The following is an 18,721-nucleotide window of genomic DNA, read 5'->3' as shown; positions in this document are numbered from 1 at the left end:
GTCGGGATGGACGCAGAAGAGCGGGTGCGGATCAGTCTTCTTGGATCTCGTGGAACTGGTTGAGTAGCTCCTCGGTGGAGTCACCGGCGTCGTAGCTTACGGTCCCGCTGAACTGCTGGGGCCGCTCCTCGAACTCGGCGTCAGCCTGCGAGGTCAACTGGTCACGGCGTTCGTGTTCGCCCTCGTCATAGGCTCCAAATGCCATGGTATGCTTACCCTTGGGTAGAACCCCCAATATACGTACCGGTTAGTTTTCAGCTTGGATCGCATGAGGAAACGGTCGGCGCCGATCCGCATCGCAGTACGTAAACCGTCCGGCGTTCAGAGTGAACGTGTGGCAAAGCCGCTTCGGTTCCGATACGCCCCCGGTTCGTGGTCCGAGGCGCGCGTCCGCAACGAGCTACTGCAGGCCCTCCAGGCCAACATCGGCGCGGAGATGAACGATCCGTGGTTCCAGGGCCCCCAGGGGTTCGAGGCGGTCCGGTTCGACATGGACAACGGCGACACCGCGCTGTTCTGCTGGGACGACGACGCCGGCTACTGGCTGGGCAACACCGAGACGCCGTCGTCGCTCTGGCGCACCGACAAACAGGGACTCGACGAGGTCCCCTACGCCGTCAAGCGCTGGGCCGAGCGGGAGCTGTTGGCCCAACTCACCGAGGAGTCGCCGTGGCTCGAGGAGTACCCGCACCTCTCGTGGTTCTTCCTTCCCGTCTTCCTGTCGAAGGACGGCCGGGAGACCACCCGCGCGTTCTTCCACGACTACGCCGCCGGTTTCCCCGACGCGAGTCGGGACGAGGCGCTCACGTTCTACGAGGAGCTACTGTCGACCGGCGCGCTCGACGAGTACCGCGAGACGATGGCCGGCAAACTCGGCACCTCCGAGACGATGGACCTCACCCGGATGACGGCGACGATGGGGGAGTTCAACGCGGCCTACCTCCTGCTGGAGGCGGGCTACGACGTGACCCCCGAGGCCGCCGTGACGACGGGCCACTCAATCGACTATCGCGCCAGCCGCCCCAGCGACGCCGAGGCGACGCTGGTGGAAGTGACCCGGCCGCTCCCGCCGAAACACCGCTCGGCCACGTCACCGGTCACCGCCATCCGGGAGACGGCCGAGACCAAGTCCACCGGCCAACTGGAGGAGCACGGCGGCGGCGTGACGCTGTTCGTCGACTGCTCCTCGTTCCCGGACGACGACTGGCTGGCTATCGCCGGCGAACAGCCGGAAGTCCGGCACCGCCCGGCAGTCGTGTTTCGGCTGCGCCCCTCCGGAACCATCGAGGCCTACCGGAAGGGGGGGCTCCCGCTTGATCTGGGGGACGCGGTCGAGTGGATCGACGACTGAGCGACACCGCAAGGCGTTTCTCCCGCGACCGACAGATTCGACTAATGAGCGTCGTTGCTGACCTCCACACCCACACCACCGTCTCAGACGGCACCTTGTCGTTGCCCGACCTCGTCGCGACCGCCCGCGAGGAGGGGCTCGCCGCCGTCGCTGTCACCGACCACGACCGCTACCACCCCGACATCTCGGTCCCCGTCGAGCGCCGAGGCGACCTGCTGATCGTCCGCGGGATCGAACTCCGCGTCGACGCCGGCGACGAACGCGTCGACCTGCTGGGTTACGGCCTGACCGAGACCGACGCGCTGACCGCGGAGGTCGAACGCCTCCAGCAGGACCGGATCGACCGCGGGCGCCGGATCGTCGAGAACGTCGAGGCCGAGTTGGGCGTCGACCTCGGCATCGAACCCCACGAAGGGCTAGGGCGCCCACACATCGCCCGCGCCGTCGTCGAGAGCGATGCCGACTACGACACCATTGGCGCCGTCTTCGACGACCTGATCGGCGACGACGGCCCCTGCTACGTCGCCCGCGAGGTACCCGACTTCGAGACCGGTCGGGAGCTGCTCGAGGAGGCCTGCGCGTTCGTCGGCCTCGCGCACCCGCTTCGCTACGACGACCCCGAGGCCGCGCTGGAACTCACGGCCGAGTTGGACGCTGTCGAGCGCTACTACCCCTACGACCGCCCGGTCTCGCCGGACGAACCCGAGTCGCTCGACCCGCGGCCCGTCGAGGCCGCCATCTCGGAACACGACCTGCTGGCCACTGGCGGCACCGACGCCCACGAGGAGGAGTTAGCCGTCGACGGCCTCCCGCGGGCGGCGTGGAAGCGCGTACGCGAGCACCTGCCCGAGGCGGTCTCCCTGGCGGAGAGTAACTGATTTACCCGCGACACCGATACCACCGGCCGTGAACGAGGGGATCGTCTCGGAGATGCCGGGCTGGCTCCAGTCGCTGCTGCACTCGGAGTGGGCTTATCTCGTCCTGTTCGGCGTGTTCGTGCTGGAGGGAGCGATGTTGATGTACTTCGTCCCCAGCGAACTCCTCGTCCCGGGGTCACTGGCCCTGCTTGGCCACAGCCCCGACCGCCTGCTGCCGATTCTCGCGGTCGCGGTGCTCGGCGCCACCGTCGGGCAGGTCGCACTCTTTACGGTCGCGAAACGCGCCGGTCGCGAGTATCTCCTGCAGAATCGGTGGTTCCGCGTGAGCGACCGCACCCTCACCCGGTTCGACGGCTGGTTCGACCGCTGGGGCGGCCCGGCGGTCACCGGGAGCAACGCGATGCTGTTCACCCGCGGGATGTTGACGGTGCCGGCGGGGTTGGCGAAGATGGAGACGGCGCGGTTCGTCGCGCTCTCGGCGCTCGGAACGGTGCTGTTCGAGTCGGCGCTGGCGGCGCTGTACGTGTTCGGCGTCGACGTCCTCTGGTAACGATTACTCCGCGCGGTCGATCTCGGTCTGCTCGCGCAGCGCTTCCAGCCCCTCGTCGTCGGCCAACTCCTCGACGCGCTCCTGGAAGTGCTGCTCACAGAGGCCGACCTTGATCCCGTCCGTCTCCGCGGCGTAGACGGCGTCGTCCTCGCAGTAGTGGCATTTCATACCCGAGAGTACGCGATCCAGTCGGTTAAGAACGCGGATGCCGGCCCCCGGAGCGACGCGGTTTTGCCGCCGGGGCCGCTGGCTCCGATATGGACCACACCCCTCGCCCCGGCCGCGACGATGCCCGGCGCCCGCGCCGTCTGCGGGCCGACGGCGTCCGCTCGCTCGTCGCCGAAACCGACCTCTCGGCGTCGGACCTGATCGCGCCCGTGTTCGTCGACGCGACTACCGACGAGCGCGTCCCCATCGAGACGATGCCCGGCCACGAGCGCGTGCCCGTCGAACAGGCCGTTTCCCGCGTCGAGGAGGTGCTCGAGACGGGCGTCGAGGCGGTCATGATCTTCGGCATCCCCGAGTTCAAGGACGCCCGGGGGACCCGCGCCTACGCCGAGAACGGCGTCGTCCAGCGCGCGGTCCGAGCGATCACCGAGGAGACGGGGGCCTACGTCATCACCGACGTCTGTCTCTGTGAGTACACCGAACACGGCCACTGCGGCATCGTCGAACCGGGCGCCGACGAGGACCCGCATCTCACCGTCCGGAACGACGAGAGCGTCGACCTGCTCGCCGAAACCGCCGTCTCCCACGCTGAAGCGGGCGCGGACATGGTCGCTCCATCGGCCAGCCTCGACGGCATGGTCGGCGCCATCCGCGACGGTCTCGATTCGGCGGGGTTCCGGAACCGCCCGATCATGTCCTACGCCGCCAAGTACGAGTCCTCGTTCTACGGGCCGTTCCGGGACGCCGCCGACGGCGCGCCCGCCTTCGGCGACCGCCGGCACTATCAGATGGACCCGGCGAACGCCCGGGAGGCCCGCCGCGAGGTCGAACTCGACGTGACCGAGGGCGCCGACGTGCTGATGGTCAAGCCCGCGCTGCCGTACCTCGACGTGGTCGCGCAGGTGCGCGAGGACCACGACCACCCGGTTGCGGCGTACAACGTCTCCGGGGAGTACGCGATGCTGCAGGCCGCCGCCGAGAAGGGCTGGCTGGACCTCGATGCCGTCGCGCACGAGTCGCTGCTGTCGATCAAGCGCGCCGGCGCGGACCTGATCCTGACCTACTTCGCCGAGGACGTGGCCGAGTCGCTCTGAGTGACTGGGGCGCGGGACGTGTAAGCGGGGTGCCGGTCTCACCACTCGCGTTTCTGGGATGGTCTATCCCCAACAGTCGTTAGGAAGAAACTTCATCTAGAGTTTGATCTCGGGGTTCGAAACATATGTTTCCTTAGCTCGGCTGGTCTCTGGGCCTTCCGATACGAGGCTCGGGGACGTGGCCTCGTCATCGAACCGATCCGAGTTTGCAGAGAGTGAATCAAGGACCTCTGCGAACGTCGTGCCGTCCCGCCCGGTGACGTGTACAAACCCCCCATACTGGCGTTGCTCATACGGAGTCGTATCCGGATCCGGGAACGCTTCCCGAATGCAGTTGACGCTCTCACGAAGGTATTCCGACGCCTTGTGCTGGGAGTACTGACAGTCTGCGTAGTACTGTTCTTGGTGGTGTTCGTTGAGATTTGCCTCCACGTGTTTGATGGACTCGTATCGAACTGCAGCGGGGCTGATATCGCCGGTGAGGAAACTGAGGTTCACCGTGAAACAGTCCGGATATCGCAGAATCACCAAGAAGAAAATTTGCTCGTCAACGGTGTATCGCTCCTGAAGACGATAGTAACACTCCAAGTAATACGCTGCGAGTGCTCCGATCCAGTCGTCACGCTCCCCATCGAGATACGCGGTCGCAACCTCGTAGTAGTCATCGCCAGCAATCTGGTGTAAACGGTGTTTGAAACTCTGTCTCATTTCATCCAGTTCGTCCTCATATACCTCCGTTAACGGGACATCTGGGTCGTTGAGCAACTCGCTCTTTCGCTCGCCAGCCGCTGCAATTCTCGCCATGTTCTTGTGGTGGGAACGTTCTGCTTCCACATCTGGCAGCGGAATTCGAACTGCCTGTTGGTGCAGAATCTTCGTCCCGGAGTTCATACGTTCACCCCGATCGGTCATAATCCATTATCTGACAGTACTATGAATCACGAACTCTTGAACTCGGCGGTGGCGTTGGTATCTTCGCAGTAGCAACCCATCGAACCTGTAGCCTCCCTCCATAAGTAAAGAGACAGATGAAGATCACTACCAGATACGATCCTCACTAGTGTCGGGGGTTCCCCCACGGCGCTCGTGACTCACGGCTCACTCCGTTCGCCGTTCGCTTTCGAGGCGGTTTGCCTCCGCTCCCTCCGTCGGAGCAAGCTCCGACGTGCTCTCACCCGCTTCACTCGTGAGAGCTTCGGTCGCGGAGTTGCCCCGACCTCGCACGGAAACGGTTTTGCGTCCCCGCCCGGACTCACACCCATGGATCCGTTCGACCTCGTGCTCGTGGCCGTCGACGGGAGCGAGGAGTCGACCCGCGCCCTCGAGTACGCGGCGACCGTCGCCGAAGCCTACGACGCCGACGTACAGGTCGTCTACGTGCTCGGCGAGAGCGCGGTCGCCGACCGCGACGCCGAGGAGTACGAAGAGACAGCCACGGAGATCGCGGCCGACCACGGCGTCGACGTCGCTACCGGGACGGTCTCGGGGTTCTCGACGGACCGACTCAGCCAACACCCCGGCAGCGTCGTCCTCGACACTGCCGAGGAGGACGGCGCGGACTTCCTCGTCGTCCCCCGCGAGCCCCAGACCGGGACCCGCGCGGCCGTCCTGGAGAAGACGGCGGAGTACGTGCTCCGCTACGCGAGTCAGCCCGTGCTTTCGGTCTGACCGGCGTCGAGTCGGATCGCCATCTCCAACTCGAAGCTCTCGGCGTCGGTGGTTTCGAACCCGATCTTCTCGTACAGACCCACCGCCGACCGGTTCCAACGCTCGACAGTGAGCCACACCTTCGAGATGCCTTCGTCGGCGCCGTGGCCCAGTATCGACTTCATCAACGCCGTCCCGATCCCGGCGCCCTGGTGGGATTGGACCACGAAGATGGCGAGTTCGTAGGGCGACTCGGGGCCGTTCTCGGGCACCAGCGTCGCGTGACCCACCACGTCGTCACCGTCCCACGCGAACACGTTGCAGCACTCGGTGGTGAGGATGCGGTCGAGCCACTCTTCGAGTTTTCCGGGCCGACTCGGCGGGATCCCCTGTGCGCGGTCGGCGGGGTCGAACGCCTCGTACATCGCCCGGAGCGCCTCGCGTTCGTCGTCGCTGCCGTCGTAGGCCCGGAGATCGATCTCACGGCCATCGGCGTCCTCGACGGTACGGGGCGGCGACGGGAAGCCGCCGACGGGTTCGTCCGGATAGCGCGTTGGTCCGGTCATCTCACCGGATCAGCCGGACCGTCGTCCGGGCGTTCAACAGCACGAACTCCGCGATGCTGCCGACGTTGATCTTTCCCATGGGGCTGGTCTGCCCGCCGCCGAGCGCGATCTCGTCGAACGCCCCGCGCTCGGCGATGTCGACCAGTTCGCTCCCGGGGTTGCCCTCGACCTGCCGGATCGGGGCGTCGATACCGGCGCCCTCGAGCTCCTCGCGTGCCCGTTCGGCGATCTCCTCGCGTGAACGCGGCGACCGGGGGTTCTCGACGATGGCGATGGTGAGGTCGTCGCCGACCGCCGCGGCGCGGGCCACGACCGCCTCCAGCGCCCGAATGGAGTCGTCGCTCCCGCCGATCCCGAGCAGCACCTTCATGGCCGGCCGGACGCCCCCTCGGTTGATAAACCCCCGGGGCGGGCGTCGACCCGCGCTGGCCGCCGGCGGAGGAGTAGCCCTATGTCCGTGGCTGTGTCAGGTAGGGGCATGAGCGAGGATCCGACGCCGTCTGCAAACGACGACCGAGCGACGCCCGGCGACCGCGAGTCGCCCGAGTACGAGTCGCCGACTGACGAATCTCCCGATGCAGCGGGCGACGCCCCCACGGCAGGCGTCGACGACGGCCCGACAGAGCGTGACGCCACCGATAGCGAGCCGACTGACACTCAGCCGACCCACGAGCGCACTGGCCTCGACGACATGCCCGCCGACGTGCCCGAGGACGTACAGGAGTACACCCGGTTCACGAAGATGGACCGCGCGGACTACGACCGCGTCAACGAGTTCTTGCGCGAGCGGACGTACATCACCGCCCGCGAGTGGGCCATCGCGCGACTCTGTGCGGACTTCCGGACCGAGACCGGCGTCGAGATGACCAAGATCGGCGAGAACCTCCCGCGGCTGGTGCCCTTTATGACGGACACCTACTCGCCGCAGGCGGTGAATCAGGCCCGCGCGTCCTTCGAGGAGAAGGTCACGAAGGCCGGCGCGACGTTCCTCTACGGTGCGATGTCGGGGTTCTACACGGCCGAGGAGCTCGACGACACGATGTACGAGGTGACCGAGATCGCGAAGTTCCTCCTGGAGGTCGAGGGTGTGGATCTCTCCGTCGACGAGGAACTGGAAGCGGAGGACGAGATTTCGCGGGTGATGCGCGAGGTGCGGGAGGCGTCGGCGGAGGTGCGCGGGGAGGAGGTCAAGTGCCCGGAGTGTGGGCACGTCCACGAAACTGACTAGTCGACGAACCCCATCGCCTCGTCGTCTATCTCCGTCTCGACGTAGTCCCGGCCGTGGTCGGTGATGATGTAGCAGGACTCCACGTCGCTGATCGAGCGGATGTACCGGCCTTCGGATAGCTCCCGGACCGCGTTCAGAACGGCGGTTCTGGAGGGTGGGTCGTTCATCCGGTGCTGGAGGTTGGCGGCGATGCCGCTGGGCGAGATGCCGACGCCGGACTGGTAGAGCAGTCGGAGCGTCGGGTCGACGGCGTCGGCGTCGAACTCGGGCATGGGGCGTGGGTTGTGGCGTGGGGGTGAAAATCTCGGTGGCCGTTTTACTGGGTAGTTGGTGGTATCTCGATAGGGGACTGCTGGTGTGTCGACGGCAGAATGGCGTACGGTTTTCGGGACAGCCGCAGCAACAGCAGCTCTATCGTTGACACCTGAGAAACAGCCGGGCGCCGGACCCGAGGTCCGGCGCAGCGCCGGGTCCCCACCCCTCCCCCGGCGTCGGCGACGATTCGCCGACGCGAGGCGTCCACCGCACCCGCACCGCGCGGTGGTGGCGCGTGACGTGAGCAGGGCGAGAGCGAAGCTCTCGCTGGCCGTGCGGGCGACGCACGGGTCGCCCGCACAACGCGTCGGCGCGAACGAGCGCGCGAGGGACGAGCGAGGGTTAAGCCCGAGCGAGTCGGCTGGGGAGGCTGTGGGCTGTGCTGAGCGGTGCCGTTACAAGTGTCCAAGGGAACTCCGCGGTGCTGTTCGCCGATGCAGTCCTAGAGCAAAAACCGATACCGAGAATATCGACGCCTCCGACCCGATCTACCTACTCCTCGAACCCGTCCTCCCACCGGAACGTCCCGTTACGCTGGACCACCTCCCCATCCACCTCCATCCGCGAGTCCTCGCTCATGTCGGTGATCATGTCGACGTGGACCGCCGAGTCGTTGGCCTCGTCCTCGCTGCCCTCGGGGAAGTTCGACTCGTAGGCCCGCCCGAGCGCCAGATGCACCGTATCGCCCATCTTCTCGTCGAACAGGATGCTGTCGGTGAACTGGTCGATGCCGCGGTTCATCCCGATGCCGAGTTCGCCCAGCCGTTTGGCCCCCTCGTCGGTGTCCAGTACCTCCGCGATGACGTCCTCGTTCTGCTCGGCAGCGAAGTCGACGACCTCGCCATCCTCGAACGTGAGGTGGATGTTCCGCACGCGCTGGCTGTTGATCGTCATCGGCACGTCGAAGAACACCTCGCCCTCCGTCGCGTGGGGCGCGGTGAACACCTCGCCGGAGGGGAGGTTGTGGGAGTCGTAGGCCACGCTGGCGGCGGAGTTGACCGCCGTCCGGCCCTCGATGGAGATCGTGAGGTCGGTGTCTTCCTTGACGATGCGGACCTCGCTGCCCTCGTCGAGCAGGTCCTTCATCATCGCCATCTTGTCGGCCAGTTCCTCCCAGTCCCGCAGGATGGCGTCGTAGACGAACGCCTGATACGCCTCGTGGCTCATGCCGGCCTGCTGGGCCAGCGAGCGCGTCGGGTGGACCGTCGACACCCAGTCGGTGTCCATCCGTGCCTCGCGGATCCCCTGCCGGGCGCGGCCCTTCGCCTGGCGCTTCTCGGCGGGCACGTCGGCGCTGGCGGTGGTGTTGTGGCCGCCGCCGAGGCTCAGCACCGAGTCGGCGTTCGCGTACAGCGCGCGCTCGTACTCGGGGTCCTCGTCGAACTCGTCGCTGTGGGCGCGGGTGTGTGCGCGGCTCACTTCGTCGGAGTTGTACAGCGTCACCACGTTCGCGTCGCGCTTCCCCAGTTCCTCGGCGACGGCGACGGCGAGGTCGTGGGCGCCCTCGGCGACCGACAGCACCACGTTGTCGCCCGCCTCGATCCGGGCACTCCAGTCGACCAGCGTCCTCGCGTGTTCACGGATGCGTTCGTCCATGCCCGGGCGGTCGCCCCTCGGCGGCAAAATACCCGCGGGACTGCCCCGGCCCAGGGCGTCCCTACTACCGCACGGCACGCCAGCGACATCGACGCCCGCACGGGACCGCAACGGCTACCACGCTACCCTCACAGTTCCGAGTATGGAACTCGGCGTCATCGGACTCGGTCGGATGGGACAGATCGTCGTCGACCGAACTATCGACGCGGGCCACGACGTGGTCGCGTTCGACCTCAGCGCGGAGGCCACCGCCGAGGCCGCCGAGGCGGGCGCGACGCCCGCCGACAGCGTCGCGGATCTCTGTGACCGACTCGGCGAGGAGAAACGCATCTGGCTGATGGTGCCGGCGGGCGACCCCGTCGACGCCACCCTGGACGACCTCGAACCCCACCTCGACGCGGACGACGTAGTCGTCGACGGCGGCAACTCCCACTTCGAGAAGTCCGTGCGCCGGGCCGCGGAGACGGAGGCCGCCTACCTCGACTGTGGCACCTCCGGCGGCCCCGCGGGCGCACATCTCGGCTTCTCGCTGATGGTCGGCGGCCCCGAGTGGGCCTACGAGGCGATGGTCCCGGTCTTCGACGCCGTCGCCACCGGGAACGCCGGGCACGACCGGATGGGTCCCGCCGGCTCGGGCCACTACGTGAAGATGGTCCACAACGGCGTGGAGTACGCGCTGATGCAGACCTACGGGGAAGGGTTCGAACTGCTCGCGAACGGTCGCTACGACCTCGATCTGGAGTCTGTCGCCCGGACGTGGAACAACGGCGCCGTGATTCGTTCGTGGCTGCTCGAACTCTGCGAGGAGGCGTTCCGCGAGGAGGGCAACGATCTGGGCGATGTCGCCGACCACGTCGCCGGTGGCTCGACGGGCACGTGGACGGTACAGGAGGCGCTGGAACAGGAGGTGCCCGTCCCACTCATCTACCAGGCGCTCGCCGAGCGGTTCGGCTCGCGCGCCCCCGAGGAGGGGCGATTCGCCCGACGGCTCGCCAACCGCCTGCGATACGGGTTCGGCCGGCACGAGGTCTCCCGGCAGTAGTCGCTAGCGGTTCCCGGGCAACTCGACCCGGACACACAGCGTATCCGGTTTCGCCATCGCGCTCTCGTAGCGCTCGGGCTGGTGGTCCTCGTAACTCTCCTGCGGTCTAGCCTCGCGGAACTCGTCGATCCGGAATCCGGCGTCTGCGACGGCGTTGACCACTTCCCCGATCGGTCGGTAGTACGACTCGATCTCCACGTCCGTGCTTCCCCACTCGACCACGTACCCCTCGGTCTCGTAGTAGTTAGCCAGGTCATCGCGGTGGTTCAGGTAGCGCCGAAACGGGTGAATTGTGGTGAACACCACCGTTCCGCCCGGACGCAGCACGCGGGCGAACGTTTCGAAGACCGGGCACCAATCTTCGATGTGGTCCAGCACGAGGTTGCTGAACACGAGGTCGAAGCTATCGCTATCGGCGAACTCGAACGGTTCGGTCAGATTCTGCTGGTAGAACGTTACGTCCTCGGGACATCGCTCACGGGCGCTCGCGAGTGCGTCCTCGCTCGCGTCGACGGCGACGACGGCGGCGCCGTTGTCGTGGAACCACTCGGTGTAAGAGCCGACGCCACAACCGGCGTCGAGTACGTCCAAGCCGTCTACTTCCGGCAGCATCGACGCAGCGGCGGGCCAGACGTAGTGGCGCTGATAGTGGCTGTCGCCCCACGGACTCTCCCACTGGTCAAGGTCCGTGGCGTCGGCGAGTCGGTCGTACCCCGCGACGGTCACTCGCTCGTCATCGTCCGACATGGAGGGCGTACGTCGCGGATCGGTCGAACGGCTGATATAGTTTCTGTGGGTCGAGCGTCTACAGTTCCGCCTCGCGGAACCAGACGATCCCGACCGCCAGCGGGACGACCAGCCAGACCAGCATCGCCAGCAGCACCATCGAATCGGCGAACAGCGGCGAGAGCTCCGGGCCCAGCGCCTGCGCGGCCTGCTGGTTCGGGATCATCCCGAGTAGCATGCTGAACATCCGGACGCGGGCTTCGAGGCCGCTCATGAACAGGCTGTCGACCAGCGTCTTGTACGCCTGAATCGGGTTGAGGATCTTCAGCGCCAGCCGAAGCCGGAACTGGGCGGGGTTCGAGAGCCCGAACAGCTCCGTCGCCGCGCGGTTGACGCCGCTGACGAAGAAGTTCCAGAGGAACCAGAAGATGCTGAACAGCCCGCCGGCGCCCACGAGCGCCTGCTGATTCGTGTTCGCGGCCGCGGAGACGCCGACGGCGATGCCGACGAACACCACGCCCAGCAGCGCGGTCAGCAGCGCGAACTCGACGTAGACGAGGATGTCCACGCCCGAGCCAGCGGGCAGTAGCGCGAGGAAGGCGACGAAGAAGCCGATCAGTACCGGCAGCGTCACCACGGCGCTGCGGCCGAGGAACTTCCCGAGCACCACGTCGTCCCGGGAGTGGGGCAGCGAGAGCAGGAGTTTGATCGTTCCCGACTCCCGCTCGCGGGTGATGGCGCCGTAGGCGACCACCAGCGCGGTCAGCGGGATCAGGATCGCGGTCCCCTGTTTCAGGAAGAAGAGGAACCCCTGCACGAGCCCCTGGGTGTTCTGGGCGCCGTTGCCCACGTACAGCCGGCCGACGGCGGCGCCGGCGAACACGAGCACCGAGAGCGCCGACAGCACCCAGAGCCAGCGCGAGCGCACCGCGTCGCGGAAGTCCTTCCGGGCGACGGCCTCCCAGCTCATGCCTCCACCTCCGAGTCCGCGGCCTCACTAGCACCCGGCGCGTCACCCTCCGTGTAGGCGAGGAACAGGTCCTCCAGCGACGACTCGCGAGTGGCGAAGTCGTCGACGACGACGCCCGCGTCCTCCAAGGTGCCGATGACGGCGGTCTTGGCCTCGGGATCGCACTGTACCGTCACCACGGTCCCGTCGGTCGTCGCGGCGTCGACGCCGTCGAGGTCGCGCACGGCGTCGAGTTGGTCGTCGGTGACGCCCTCGGCGGTGATTTCGAGGGTCGCGCCGGTGCCGACCGCCTCACGCAGCCCCCTGATGGAGTCGCGCGCGACCAGTTTCCCCTCTCGGAGGATGCCGACGCTGTCACAGACCGCTTCGACCTGTCCCAGCACGTGGCTGGAGAAGAACACCGTCGCGCCGCGGTCGGCCTCCTCGCGCACGATTTCGCGCATCTCCTTCGCGCCGGCGGGGTCGAGGCCGGAGGAGGGTTCGTCGAGGATCAGCAGGTCCGGATCGCCCACGAGCGCCATCCCGAGTGCGAGCCGTTGGGCCATCCCCTTGGAGTAGCCGCCGGCCTTGCGGTCGCCGTCGCCCGCGAGGCCGACACGTTCCAGCAGTGCGTCCGGGTCGGCGTCGGCGTCCTTGGACTCGATGGCAAACTCGAGGTGTTCGTGGCCCGTCAGCCGGTCGTAGACGGAGAACCCCTCCGGGAGCACGCCGGTGCGCTCCCGGACGGCGACGCTCTCGCGCTGTGGGTCCATCCCGAGCACCCGCACCGACCCCTCGGTCGGGCGGACGAAGTCCAGCAGGACGTTGATAGTCGTCGACTTCCCGGCGCCGTTGGGGCCGAGGAAGCCGAACACCTCGCCCTCAGCCACCGTCAGGTCCAGTCCGTCGACGGCGGTCACGTCGCCGAACCGCTTGGTCACCCCGTCGAGTTCGATAGCGGCCATGGGCGGGGTTGCTTCGGTTCCCGATAAAGGGTTTCGGCTCCGCGAGGGGGTCAGAATTCCTACAGACTGTCTTCGGGGTCGTGGCGCTCGGCGACGCGTTCGGCCTCCTCGGCGTATCGCGCGGCGGTCTCGGGGTCGCCGACGGTTTCGAGTCGGTCCTCCTCGACATCGACGGCGGCGGTGGGACCGTCTCGGCGTGCGAGGCTATCCAGCGCCGCCTGCCGGGTGAACGCGCGCTCGCCGTCCGGGGTGGCGTAGGTCATCGTCACGAGGTTGCGGCTGTCGACATCGCGTTCGACGAGCCAGACGCGGGGCATGGTTCGGGGTTGGATCGGGGTCGGTTTGTAGCCGACGGTCGGGTATGGGTCTCGGTTGCTGTATCGACGACTGCCACGTCAGTTTGGGTTCTAGGGGTTACTGGATTGGTCGTAAACACCGAGAAAGCCCCTACCCGCTCGACTCCCGGGCCTCGCTGCGCGCTTCGCTCCCTTCGGTCGCTGCAGTGCTTACGTCGGCCGGGTTCGTCGAGCGAGTAGCCCCTTTCAGTCCCGCCCACCGCAACCTCATCCTCCCCAGCCGATTCGCTCGTTCGCTCTGCTCACTCGCTCATCCCTCGCGCTTGCTCGCGCATGGCGGTGCGAGCGCTTCGCGCCGGATGCGGTGGTAGCGTCGCCGCCAACGCGCGAGCGAGTGCAACGAGCGAGCGCCGGCGGCGACGGGGAGGAGCGGGGACCGGATGCCGCGCCGGGCCTCGTACCCGGCGAATGCTGTCGGGTGGGATCGGAAGGGGCTTTCACGGTGGTTCTAACCCACTGACTAAACGCGCTCCACGATCATGGGGCGTCACGCTGAAACGCGCCCACCCCCTACCCCGGATAGATGGACGCGAGCGAGGTTCGAGAGCGCGCGCGCGACCTCCCCCGGGAGCCGGGGGTCTACCGCTTCCTCGAACGCGGCGACGACGTCGACACGGTGCTCTACGTCGGCAAAGCCGTCGACATCCGTGACCGCGTGCGCTCCTACGCCGATCCCCGCAGCGACCGCATCCGGCGGATGGTGGCCCGCGCCGACGCCATCGACACCGCCGTCACCGACACCGAGACGCAAGCCCTCCTGCTGGAGGCGAACCTGATCAAGCGCCATCAGCCCCGCTACAACGTCCGGCTGAAGGACGACAAATCCTACCCGCTGGTCCAGCTAACGGACCACCAGTACCCCCGTATCGAGATCACCCGCGACCCCGACGACGCGGCCACGGTTTTCGGCCCCTACACCCGGAAAGGCGAGGTCGAGACGGTCGTGAAGGCCATCCGGGAGACGTACGGCCTGCGTGGCTGTTCGGACCACAAGTTCCAGAACCGCGAGCGGCCCTGCCTCGACCACGAGATGGGGCTCTGCTCGGCGCCCTGCGTCGACGCCATCGACGCCGAGCGCTACGCCGAGGACGTCCAGAGCGCGATCCGCTTTTTCGAGGGCGAGACGGGCGTGCTCGCCGACCCGCTGGGCCGGGAGATGGAGCAGGCCGCCCAAGCGGAGGAGTTCGAGCGCGCGGCCAACGCCCGCGACCGACTGGAAGCCGTCGAGGCGTTCCACGGCGGCGGCGGTGAGGCCGTTTCCTCGCCCAGCAGTCGGCGCGAGGTGGACGTGCTCGCGGCCGTCGTCGAGGGCGAGAACGCGACCGTTGCGCGTCTGCACGCCGATTCCGGCCAGCTCGTCGACCGCTCCCGCCACCGGCTCGATGCGCCGGAGGGCGAGGACCGCGTCGCCACACTCCTCTCGGCCTTCCTCACGCAGTACTACGCCGAGCGAGAGCTACCGGACGCGATTCTGCTCTCCGAGCGCCCGGACGACGAGGACGTGCTCGACTGGCTCGATTCCGCCGGCGTCGACGTGTCGGTGCCCGGCGCGGGCCGGGAGGGGAAGCTGGTCGAACTGGCGCTCAAGAACGCCCGCAGCGGCGTCGGCGGCGCCGACGACCCCGTGGGCGCGCTGGGACAGGCGCTCGACATCCCCCGACCCGAGCGCATCGAGGGGTTCGACGTGAGCCACGCACAGGGGAAGGCCGTCGTCGGCAGCGACGTCTGCTTCGCCGGCGGCAGCGCCGAGAAGTCCGGCTACCGCCGCAAGAAGCTCACCGACCGGAACGACGACTACGCCAACATGCGCGAACTGGTGCGCTGGCGGGCCGAGCGCGCCGTCGAGGGGCGCGACGACCGCCCGGATCCGGATCTCCTGCTCATCGACGGCGGCGAAGGGCAGTTGGGCGCGGCGATGGACGCGCTGGACGAGACCGGCTGGCAGGTGCCCTGCATCGCGCTGGCGAAAGCCGAGGAGCTAGTGATCACTCCCGACAACGTCGAGCGGTTCGACGACGACGCGCCCCACCTTCACCTGCTCCAGCGCGTGCGCGACGAGGCCCATCGCTTCGCCGTCCAGTACCACCAGAGCGTCCGCGACGACGTGGGAACGGCGCTCGACGAGGTGGATGGGGTCGGCCCGGAGACCAGAAAGCGCCTGCTGCGGCGGTTCGGCTCCGTCGACGCCGTCCGCGAGGCCGGCGAGGACGACCTGCGGGACGTCGACGGCATCGGCGCCACGACGGCCGAACGCATCCGGCGACGACTCTAGCGGGCGTTTTTCTCGCCCACATCAATCCCCAGAAGCTATTTCACGTCACCGAGCGAACGGCCGCCTGTTCGCTGCCCTCCGCCCTCCATGGCGAGTCGTCAGCGTACGCCAAACCCATGAAACGAGTCATCCTGATCGCCTTCGTCGTCGCACTGGCTAGTGTGCCAGCCGCGGCGGCAGTCGCACCGACCGACGCAGGCGCGAACGTGGCCACCCCCGCGGCCGCGACCGCGACTGCGACCGGCGCCGACGCCGGCGACGGTCAAACGAACTACACGCGGCTCTACGTCGACGCGCGTGAGAGCTACCTCGACCTCAAGCCCGGCCAGAGCGGGACGTTCACCGTCACCGTCGAGAACGGCGAGGACGAGGCGGTCGACGTGAACCCGCACCTGTTCACGTCGCCGACCGACCGCAACCCCCTCGAAGCGTCGTGGGTCGACATCTCCGGCCCCGACACCATCGAGGCCGGCGCGGAGGTCGAGTACGAAGTGAGCATCTCGATCCCCGAGGACGCCGAGATCGCGCGCTACTCCGGCCAGATCGCGTTCACCAACCAGACCACGAAACCGGTCGCCGGCCAGCCGCCGCGACCGATCCACGCGGCCCACACCAGCGTCAACGTCTGGAAGGAGCCGACCGTCAAGATCCTCTCTGAGACGTACATCAGCACGCAGGTCGAAGCGGGCGACACGGTCACCAAGGAGATCGTGATCAAGAACACCGGCGAGGAGTCCGTGCCGGTGAGCCCCGAGCGCGCCAAGCAGCGCGGCACCTGCCACGGTCCCGGCTGCTCGGAGCAGGTCGACCAGTCCTGGATCGACATCGACGCGCCAAGCCAGATCGCGCCGGGCGAGACCGCAACGGTGACCATCTCCATCTCCCCGGGCGAGGACGCCGAGCGCGGCCGCTACGACACCTCCATCGACCTGGGTCTGAAAGACCCCAACCGGCCCGACCGCGGGAACTACTGGCAGGAGATCAACGTGAACTTCGTCGTCTGGGAACAGCCCAGCGAGCCGTTCACGACCGGGTTCACCGTGACCGAGCGCACCGACGACGTGACGCTCACGCTGACGCCGCGGAACTACCGCTCGGCGGAGAACGCCGACGCGGCGAGCTTCAACGTCACGTTCGTCTCGCCCGACGGTGAGCGCATCGAGGCCGAGCGCGTGCAGGTCTCCAAGCGCGGCCACGTCGACCTCGGCGCCCGCCAGCGCACCACCGAGGGCGCCTACGCCGATAACAACGGTCAGACCGAGTTCGTCTACGTCCTCGACGCACCCGATACGGGCGAGTGGGGAGTCGAGATCATGCCACAGGACACCATCGGGTTCCAGTACGAACTCACGCGCAACGAGTCCGATAGCGGCGAGTAGGCCGACAGCGCCGTCTTCCACTTTTTCGCACACCCCAACCGAACAGCGCCGCTGCCGCGTGTCACTACCGCCGAGTTCTCCCCCGGGTAGTTCCTCCGTTCGAGTATGCCATCAGAGATGACCGCACACGTCATCGAGGAGTACGGCGACCCGGGTGTTTTCACCGAGACCGAGCAGCCGGTCCCGGATCCGGCCCCCGGCGAGATCCGGGTCGAGGTCGTCGCCTCCAGCGTCAACCCCGTCGACTACAAGATCCGCGCGGGCCACATCGACCCGTTCGCGCCGGATTTCCCCGCAACGCTCGGCTGTGACATCTCGGGCGTCGTCGACGTCGTCGGCGAAGGCGTCGAGCGCTTCGAGGCGGGCGACGAGGTGTACGGGATGCCCGGCGGCGCCGGTCGACAGGGCGCCCTCGCGGACTACGTCGTCGGCCACGCCGGGACGTTCGCCGACGCGCCGGAGTCGATCCCGCTGGCCGACGCCGCGGCGCTCCCCGTCGTCGCGCTGACGGCCTGGGAGATGCTCACCGACAAGAGCGACGTCGGCCTCGGCGACGACGTGCTCGTCTACGGCGCCAGCGGCGGTGTCGGCCACATCGGCGTGCAGATCGCCCGCTGGCTCGGCGCGAACGTCGTCGCTACCGGATCGACGGCCGAGAAGCGTGACCTTGCACTCGATCTCGGCGCCGACGCGGCCATCGACTACACCGAAACCGATCCCGGGGCGTACGTCGCGGAACACACCGACGGCGCTGGCTTCGACACCGTCTTCGACCCCATCGGCGACGACCACCTCGCGACCGCGTTCGAGGCCGTTCGACCGTTCGGGAGCGTCGTCACCACCGAGTCCAGCGCGGCCGAGGACCTCTCGCTCGCGCCGATGCACCAGCAGTCCCTCGAACTCGGGGTCGTGCTGGTCATCCTCCCGGTGCTGCTGGGCGAGGGGCAGGAGCGCGTCGGCGACGAACTCGAGGACATCGCGACGCTGGTCGACGACGGCGCGGTCGCGCCCCACATCGACCGGCGCTTCAGCTTCTCGGACGTCGACGAGGCCCACGAACTGGCCGAGTCCGGGGAGTTCGTCGGGAAGATCCTGCTGGTCAACGAGTAACTCAGACCCGCTCCACGACCAGCCGGTAGTCGGCGACGGCCCGGGCGGCCTCGCCGCTGCCGCCGAACAGTAGCTCCAGCGACCAGCGACCGCCGGACGAGAGGTCGGTTGTGTCGGCCTCGCTCTCGTCGAGCAGGCTTCCCGATCCATCGTAGAACCGAGCCGTCGCGGTCGCATCTGTTGCTTCTGCGCCCGTATTTTCGATCACCGCGTCGACGCCGACCAGTTCGTCCTCGGTCCCCTCGTTCGAGCGGACGAGCGCGTGCTCAACCACGCGGAGACCGTCGGGGGTCTGTACCACGGCTGGCGTCGATGTGGGCGATGCAGTCGGGGTGTCGGTTGATGACGGCGACTCGACGGTGTCGGTCGGTTCGGCAGTGTCGGTCGGCGACTCGCTGCCGCCGCTCCCGAACCCGGAACAGCCGGCGAGCGCGAGTAGCGGGGTGGTCAGGAGGGCGGTGCGCGCACTGGAGAGGAGGGCACGGCGGCGCATACCGCCGTCTGCGGCCGCAGAGCCCATAGATGCTGT

The 18,721-nt window shown here is 67.7% G+C and carries 22 protein-coding genes; 10 read left to right on the top strand and 12 right to left on the bottom strand.

Features of this window, described 5'->3' with window-relative positions; genetic code table 11:
- Positions 1–31: 31 nt before the first annotated feature.
- The gene (locus tag J2753_RS13605) at positions 32–205 is read right to left on the bottom strand and encodes a DUF5786 family protein (RefSeq protein WP_209492599.1); all 174 of its coding nucleotides are present in this window, start codon (positions 203–205) and stop codon (positions 32–34) included.
- A gap of 129 nt (positions 206–334) precedes the next feature.
- Here J2753_RS13605 and J2753_RS13600 point away from each other — a divergent pair, with 129 nt between their 5' ends.
- Genes J2753_RS13600 through J2753_RS13590 form a run of 3 tightly spaced genes read left to right on the top strand, consistent with a single transcriptional unit; the run spans position 335 to position 2,779 of the window.
- Positions 335–1,351 carry a DUF5784 family protein gene (locus J2753_RS13600; protein WP_209492598.1) on the top strand — a complete coding sequence of 339 codons (1,017 nt, stop codon included), beginning with the start codon at positions 335–337 and terminating at the stop codon, positions 1,349–1,351.
- A 44-nt stretch (positions 1,352–1,395) separates the two neighbouring features.
- Positions 1,396–2,229 carry a PHP domain-containing protein gene (locus J2753_RS13595; protein WP_209492597.1) on the top strand — a complete coding sequence of 278 codons (834 nt, stop codon included), beginning with the start codon at positions 1,396–1,398 and terminating at the stop codon, positions 2,227–2,229.
- A gap of 52 nt (positions 2,230–2,281) precedes the next feature.
- The gene (locus J2753_RS13590) at positions 2,282–2,779 is read left to right on the top strand and encodes a DedA family protein (RefSeq protein WP_209492622.1); all 498 of its coding nucleotides are present in this window, start codon (positions 2,282–2,284) and stop codon (positions 2,777–2,779) included.
- A 3-nt stretch (positions 2,780–2,782) separates the two neighbouring features.
- On the opposite strand, the gene J2753_RS13585 is transcribed toward J2753_RS13590, so the two are convergent.
- Positions 2,783–2,947 (bottom strand): DUF6757 family protein, encoded by a 165-nt coding sequence (locus tag J2753_RS13585; protein ID WP_209492596.1) that lies wholly within the window; start codon positions 2,945–2,947, stop codon positions 2,783–2,785.
- 89 nt (positions 2,948–3,036) lie between these two features.
- On the opposite strand from J2753_RS13585, the gene hemB reads away from it, so the two are divergent.
- Positions 3,037–4,041, top strand: coding sequence for a porphobilinogen synthase (hemB, locus tag J2753_RS13580; protein WP_209492595.1), 1,005 nt, complete (start codon positions 3,037–3,039; stop codon positions 4,039–4,041).
- A gap of 96 nt (positions 4,042–4,137) precedes the next feature.
- On the opposite strand, the gene J2753_RS13575 is transcribed toward hemB, so the two are convergent.
- Complete coding sequence (locus J2753_RS13575) at positions 4,138–4,932, bottom strand: hypothetical protein (protein ID WP_209492594.1); 795 nt, start codon at positions 4,930–4,932, stop codon at positions 4,138–4,140.
- Between the two features lie 369 nt (positions 4,933–5,301).
- Here J2753_RS13575 and J2753_RS13570 point away from each other — a divergent pair, with 369 nt between their 5' ends.
- Positions 5,302–5,709 (top strand): universal stress protein, encoded by a 408-nt coding sequence (locus J2753_RS13570; RefSeq protein WP_209492593.1) that lies wholly within the window; start codon positions 5,302–5,304, stop codon positions 5,707–5,709.
- Here the strand turns inward: J2753_RS13570 and J2753_RS13565 are convergent.
- Both J2753_RS13565 and J2753_RS13560 read right to left on the bottom strand, forming a co-directional pair.
- Positions 5,688–6,254, bottom strand: coding sequence for a GNAT family N-acetyltransferase (locus J2753_RS13565; RefSeq protein WP_209492592.1), 567 nt, complete (start codon positions 6,252–6,254; stop codon positions 5,688–5,690). The two genes, J2753_RS13570 and J2753_RS13565, sit on opposite strands and share 22 nt — an antisense overlap.
- 1 nt (position 6,255) lies before the next feature.
- Complete coding sequence (locus J2753_RS13560; RefSeq protein WP_209492591.1) at positions 6,256–6,624, bottom strand: universal stress protein; 369 nt, start codon at positions 6,622–6,624, stop codon at positions 6,256–6,258.
- Between the two features lie 108 nt (positions 6,625–6,732).
- Here J2753_RS13560 and J2753_RS13555 point away from each other — a divergent pair, with 108 nt between their 5' ends.
- A complete protein-coding gene (locus J2753_RS13555; protein ID WP_209492590.1) occupies positions 6,733–7,482 on the top strand; it encodes a DUF5806 family protein in 750 nt (249 codons plus the stop codon).
- On the opposite strand, the gene J2753_RS13550 is transcribed toward J2753_RS13555, so the two are convergent.
- Both J2753_RS13550 and J2753_RS13545 read right to left on the bottom strand, forming a co-directional pair.
- A complete protein-coding gene (locus J2753_RS13550; protein WP_209492589.1) occupies positions 7,479–7,754 on the bottom strand; it encodes a hypothetical protein in 276 nt (91 codons plus the stop codon). The genes J2753_RS13555 and J2753_RS13550 overlap by 4 nt on opposite strands.
- 535 nt (positions 7,755–8,289) lie before the next feature.
- On the bottom strand, positions 8,290–9,393 hold the full coding sequence (locus J2753_RS13545; protein ID WP_209492588.1) for an aminopeptidase: 1,104 nt from the start codon (positions 9,391–9,393) through the stop codon (positions 8,290–8,292).
- A gap of 142 nt (positions 9,394–9,535) precedes the next feature.
- On the opposite strand from J2753_RS13545, the gene gnd reads away from it, so the two are divergent.
- Positions 9,536–10,435 (top strand): phosphogluconate dehydrogenase (NAD(+)-dependent, decarboxylating), encoded by a 900-nt coding sequence (gnd, locus tag J2753_RS13540; RefSeq protein ID WP_209492587.1) that lies wholly within the window; start codon positions 9,536–9,538, stop codon positions 10,433–10,435.
- Positions 10,436–10,438: 3 nt separating this feature from the next.
- On the opposite strand, the gene J2753_RS13535 is transcribed toward gnd, so the two are convergent.
- From J2753_RS13535 to J2753_RS13520, 4 genes are read right to left on the bottom strand one after another with little or no spacing between them, the layout of a single operon-like run.
- The gene (locus tag J2753_RS13535; RefSeq protein WP_209492586.1) at positions 10,439–11,182 is read right to left on the bottom strand and encodes a class I SAM-dependent methyltransferase; all 744 of its coding nucleotides are present in this window, start codon (positions 11,180–11,182) and stop codon (positions 10,439–10,441) included.
- 58 nt (positions 11,183–11,240) lie between these two features.
- A complete protein-coding gene (locus tag J2753_RS13530) occupies positions 11,241–12,131 on the bottom strand; it encodes an ABC transporter permease (RefSeq protein WP_209492585.1) in 891 nt (296 codons plus the stop codon).
- Positions 12,128–13,075, bottom strand: a complete 948-nt coding sequence (locus J2753_RS13525; RefSeq protein ID WP_209492584.1) for an ABC transporter ATP-binding protein — start codon at positions 13,073–13,075, stop codon at positions 12,128–12,130. Before J2753_RS13525 ends, J2753_RS13530 begins: the two co-directional genes overlap by 4 nt.
- A 59-nt stretch (positions 13,076–13,134) precedes the next feature.
- Positions 13,135–13,392, bottom strand: a complete 258-nt coding sequence (locus J2753_RS13520) for a hypothetical protein (RefSeq protein WP_209492583.1) — start codon at positions 13,390–13,392, stop codon at positions 13,135–13,137.
- A 562-nt stretch (positions 13,393–13,954) separates the two neighbouring features.
- Between J2753_RS13520 and J2753_RS13515 the strand changes: the two genes are divergently transcribed.
- The 3 genes from J2753_RS13515 (at position 13,955) to J2753_RS13505 (ending at position 18,192) form a co-directional block, all read left to right on the top strand.
- On the top strand, positions 13,955–15,703 hold the full coding sequence (locus J2753_RS13515) for an excinuclease ABC subunit C (protein WP_209492582.1): 1,749 nt from the start codon (positions 13,955–13,957) through the stop codon (positions 15,701–15,703).
- A gap of 116 nt (positions 15,704–15,819) precedes the next feature.
- Positions 15,820–17,082 (top strand): COG1470 family protein, encoded by a 1,263-nt coding sequence (locus J2753_RS13510; protein WP_209492581.1) that lies wholly within the window; start codon positions 15,820–15,822, stop codon positions 17,080–17,082.
- Positions 17,083–17,187: 105 nt separating this feature from the next.
- On the top strand, positions 17,188–18,192 hold the full coding sequence (locus J2753_RS13505; protein ID WP_345777195.1) for a zinc-binding dehydrogenase: 1,005 nt from the start codon (positions 17,188–17,190) through the stop codon (positions 18,190–18,192).
- Position 18,193: 1 nt separating this feature from the next.
- Here the strand turns inward: J2753_RS13505 and J2753_RS13500 are convergent, their stop codons facing one another.
- Entirely contained in the window at positions 18,194–18,685 is a 492-nt protein-coding gene (locus tag J2753_RS13500) for an FxLYD domain-containing protein (protein WP_209492579.1), read from the bottom strand.
- Between the last annotated feature and the right edge of the window lie 36 nt (positions 18,686–18,721).

Source organism: Halolamina salifodinae (assembly GCF_017874235.1).
Classification (GTDB): domain Archaea; phylum Halobacteriota; class Halobacteria; order Halobacteriales; family Haloferacaceae; genus Halolamina; species Halolamina salifodinae.
This window is presented reverse-complemented; position numbering and strand designations above follow the sequence as displayed.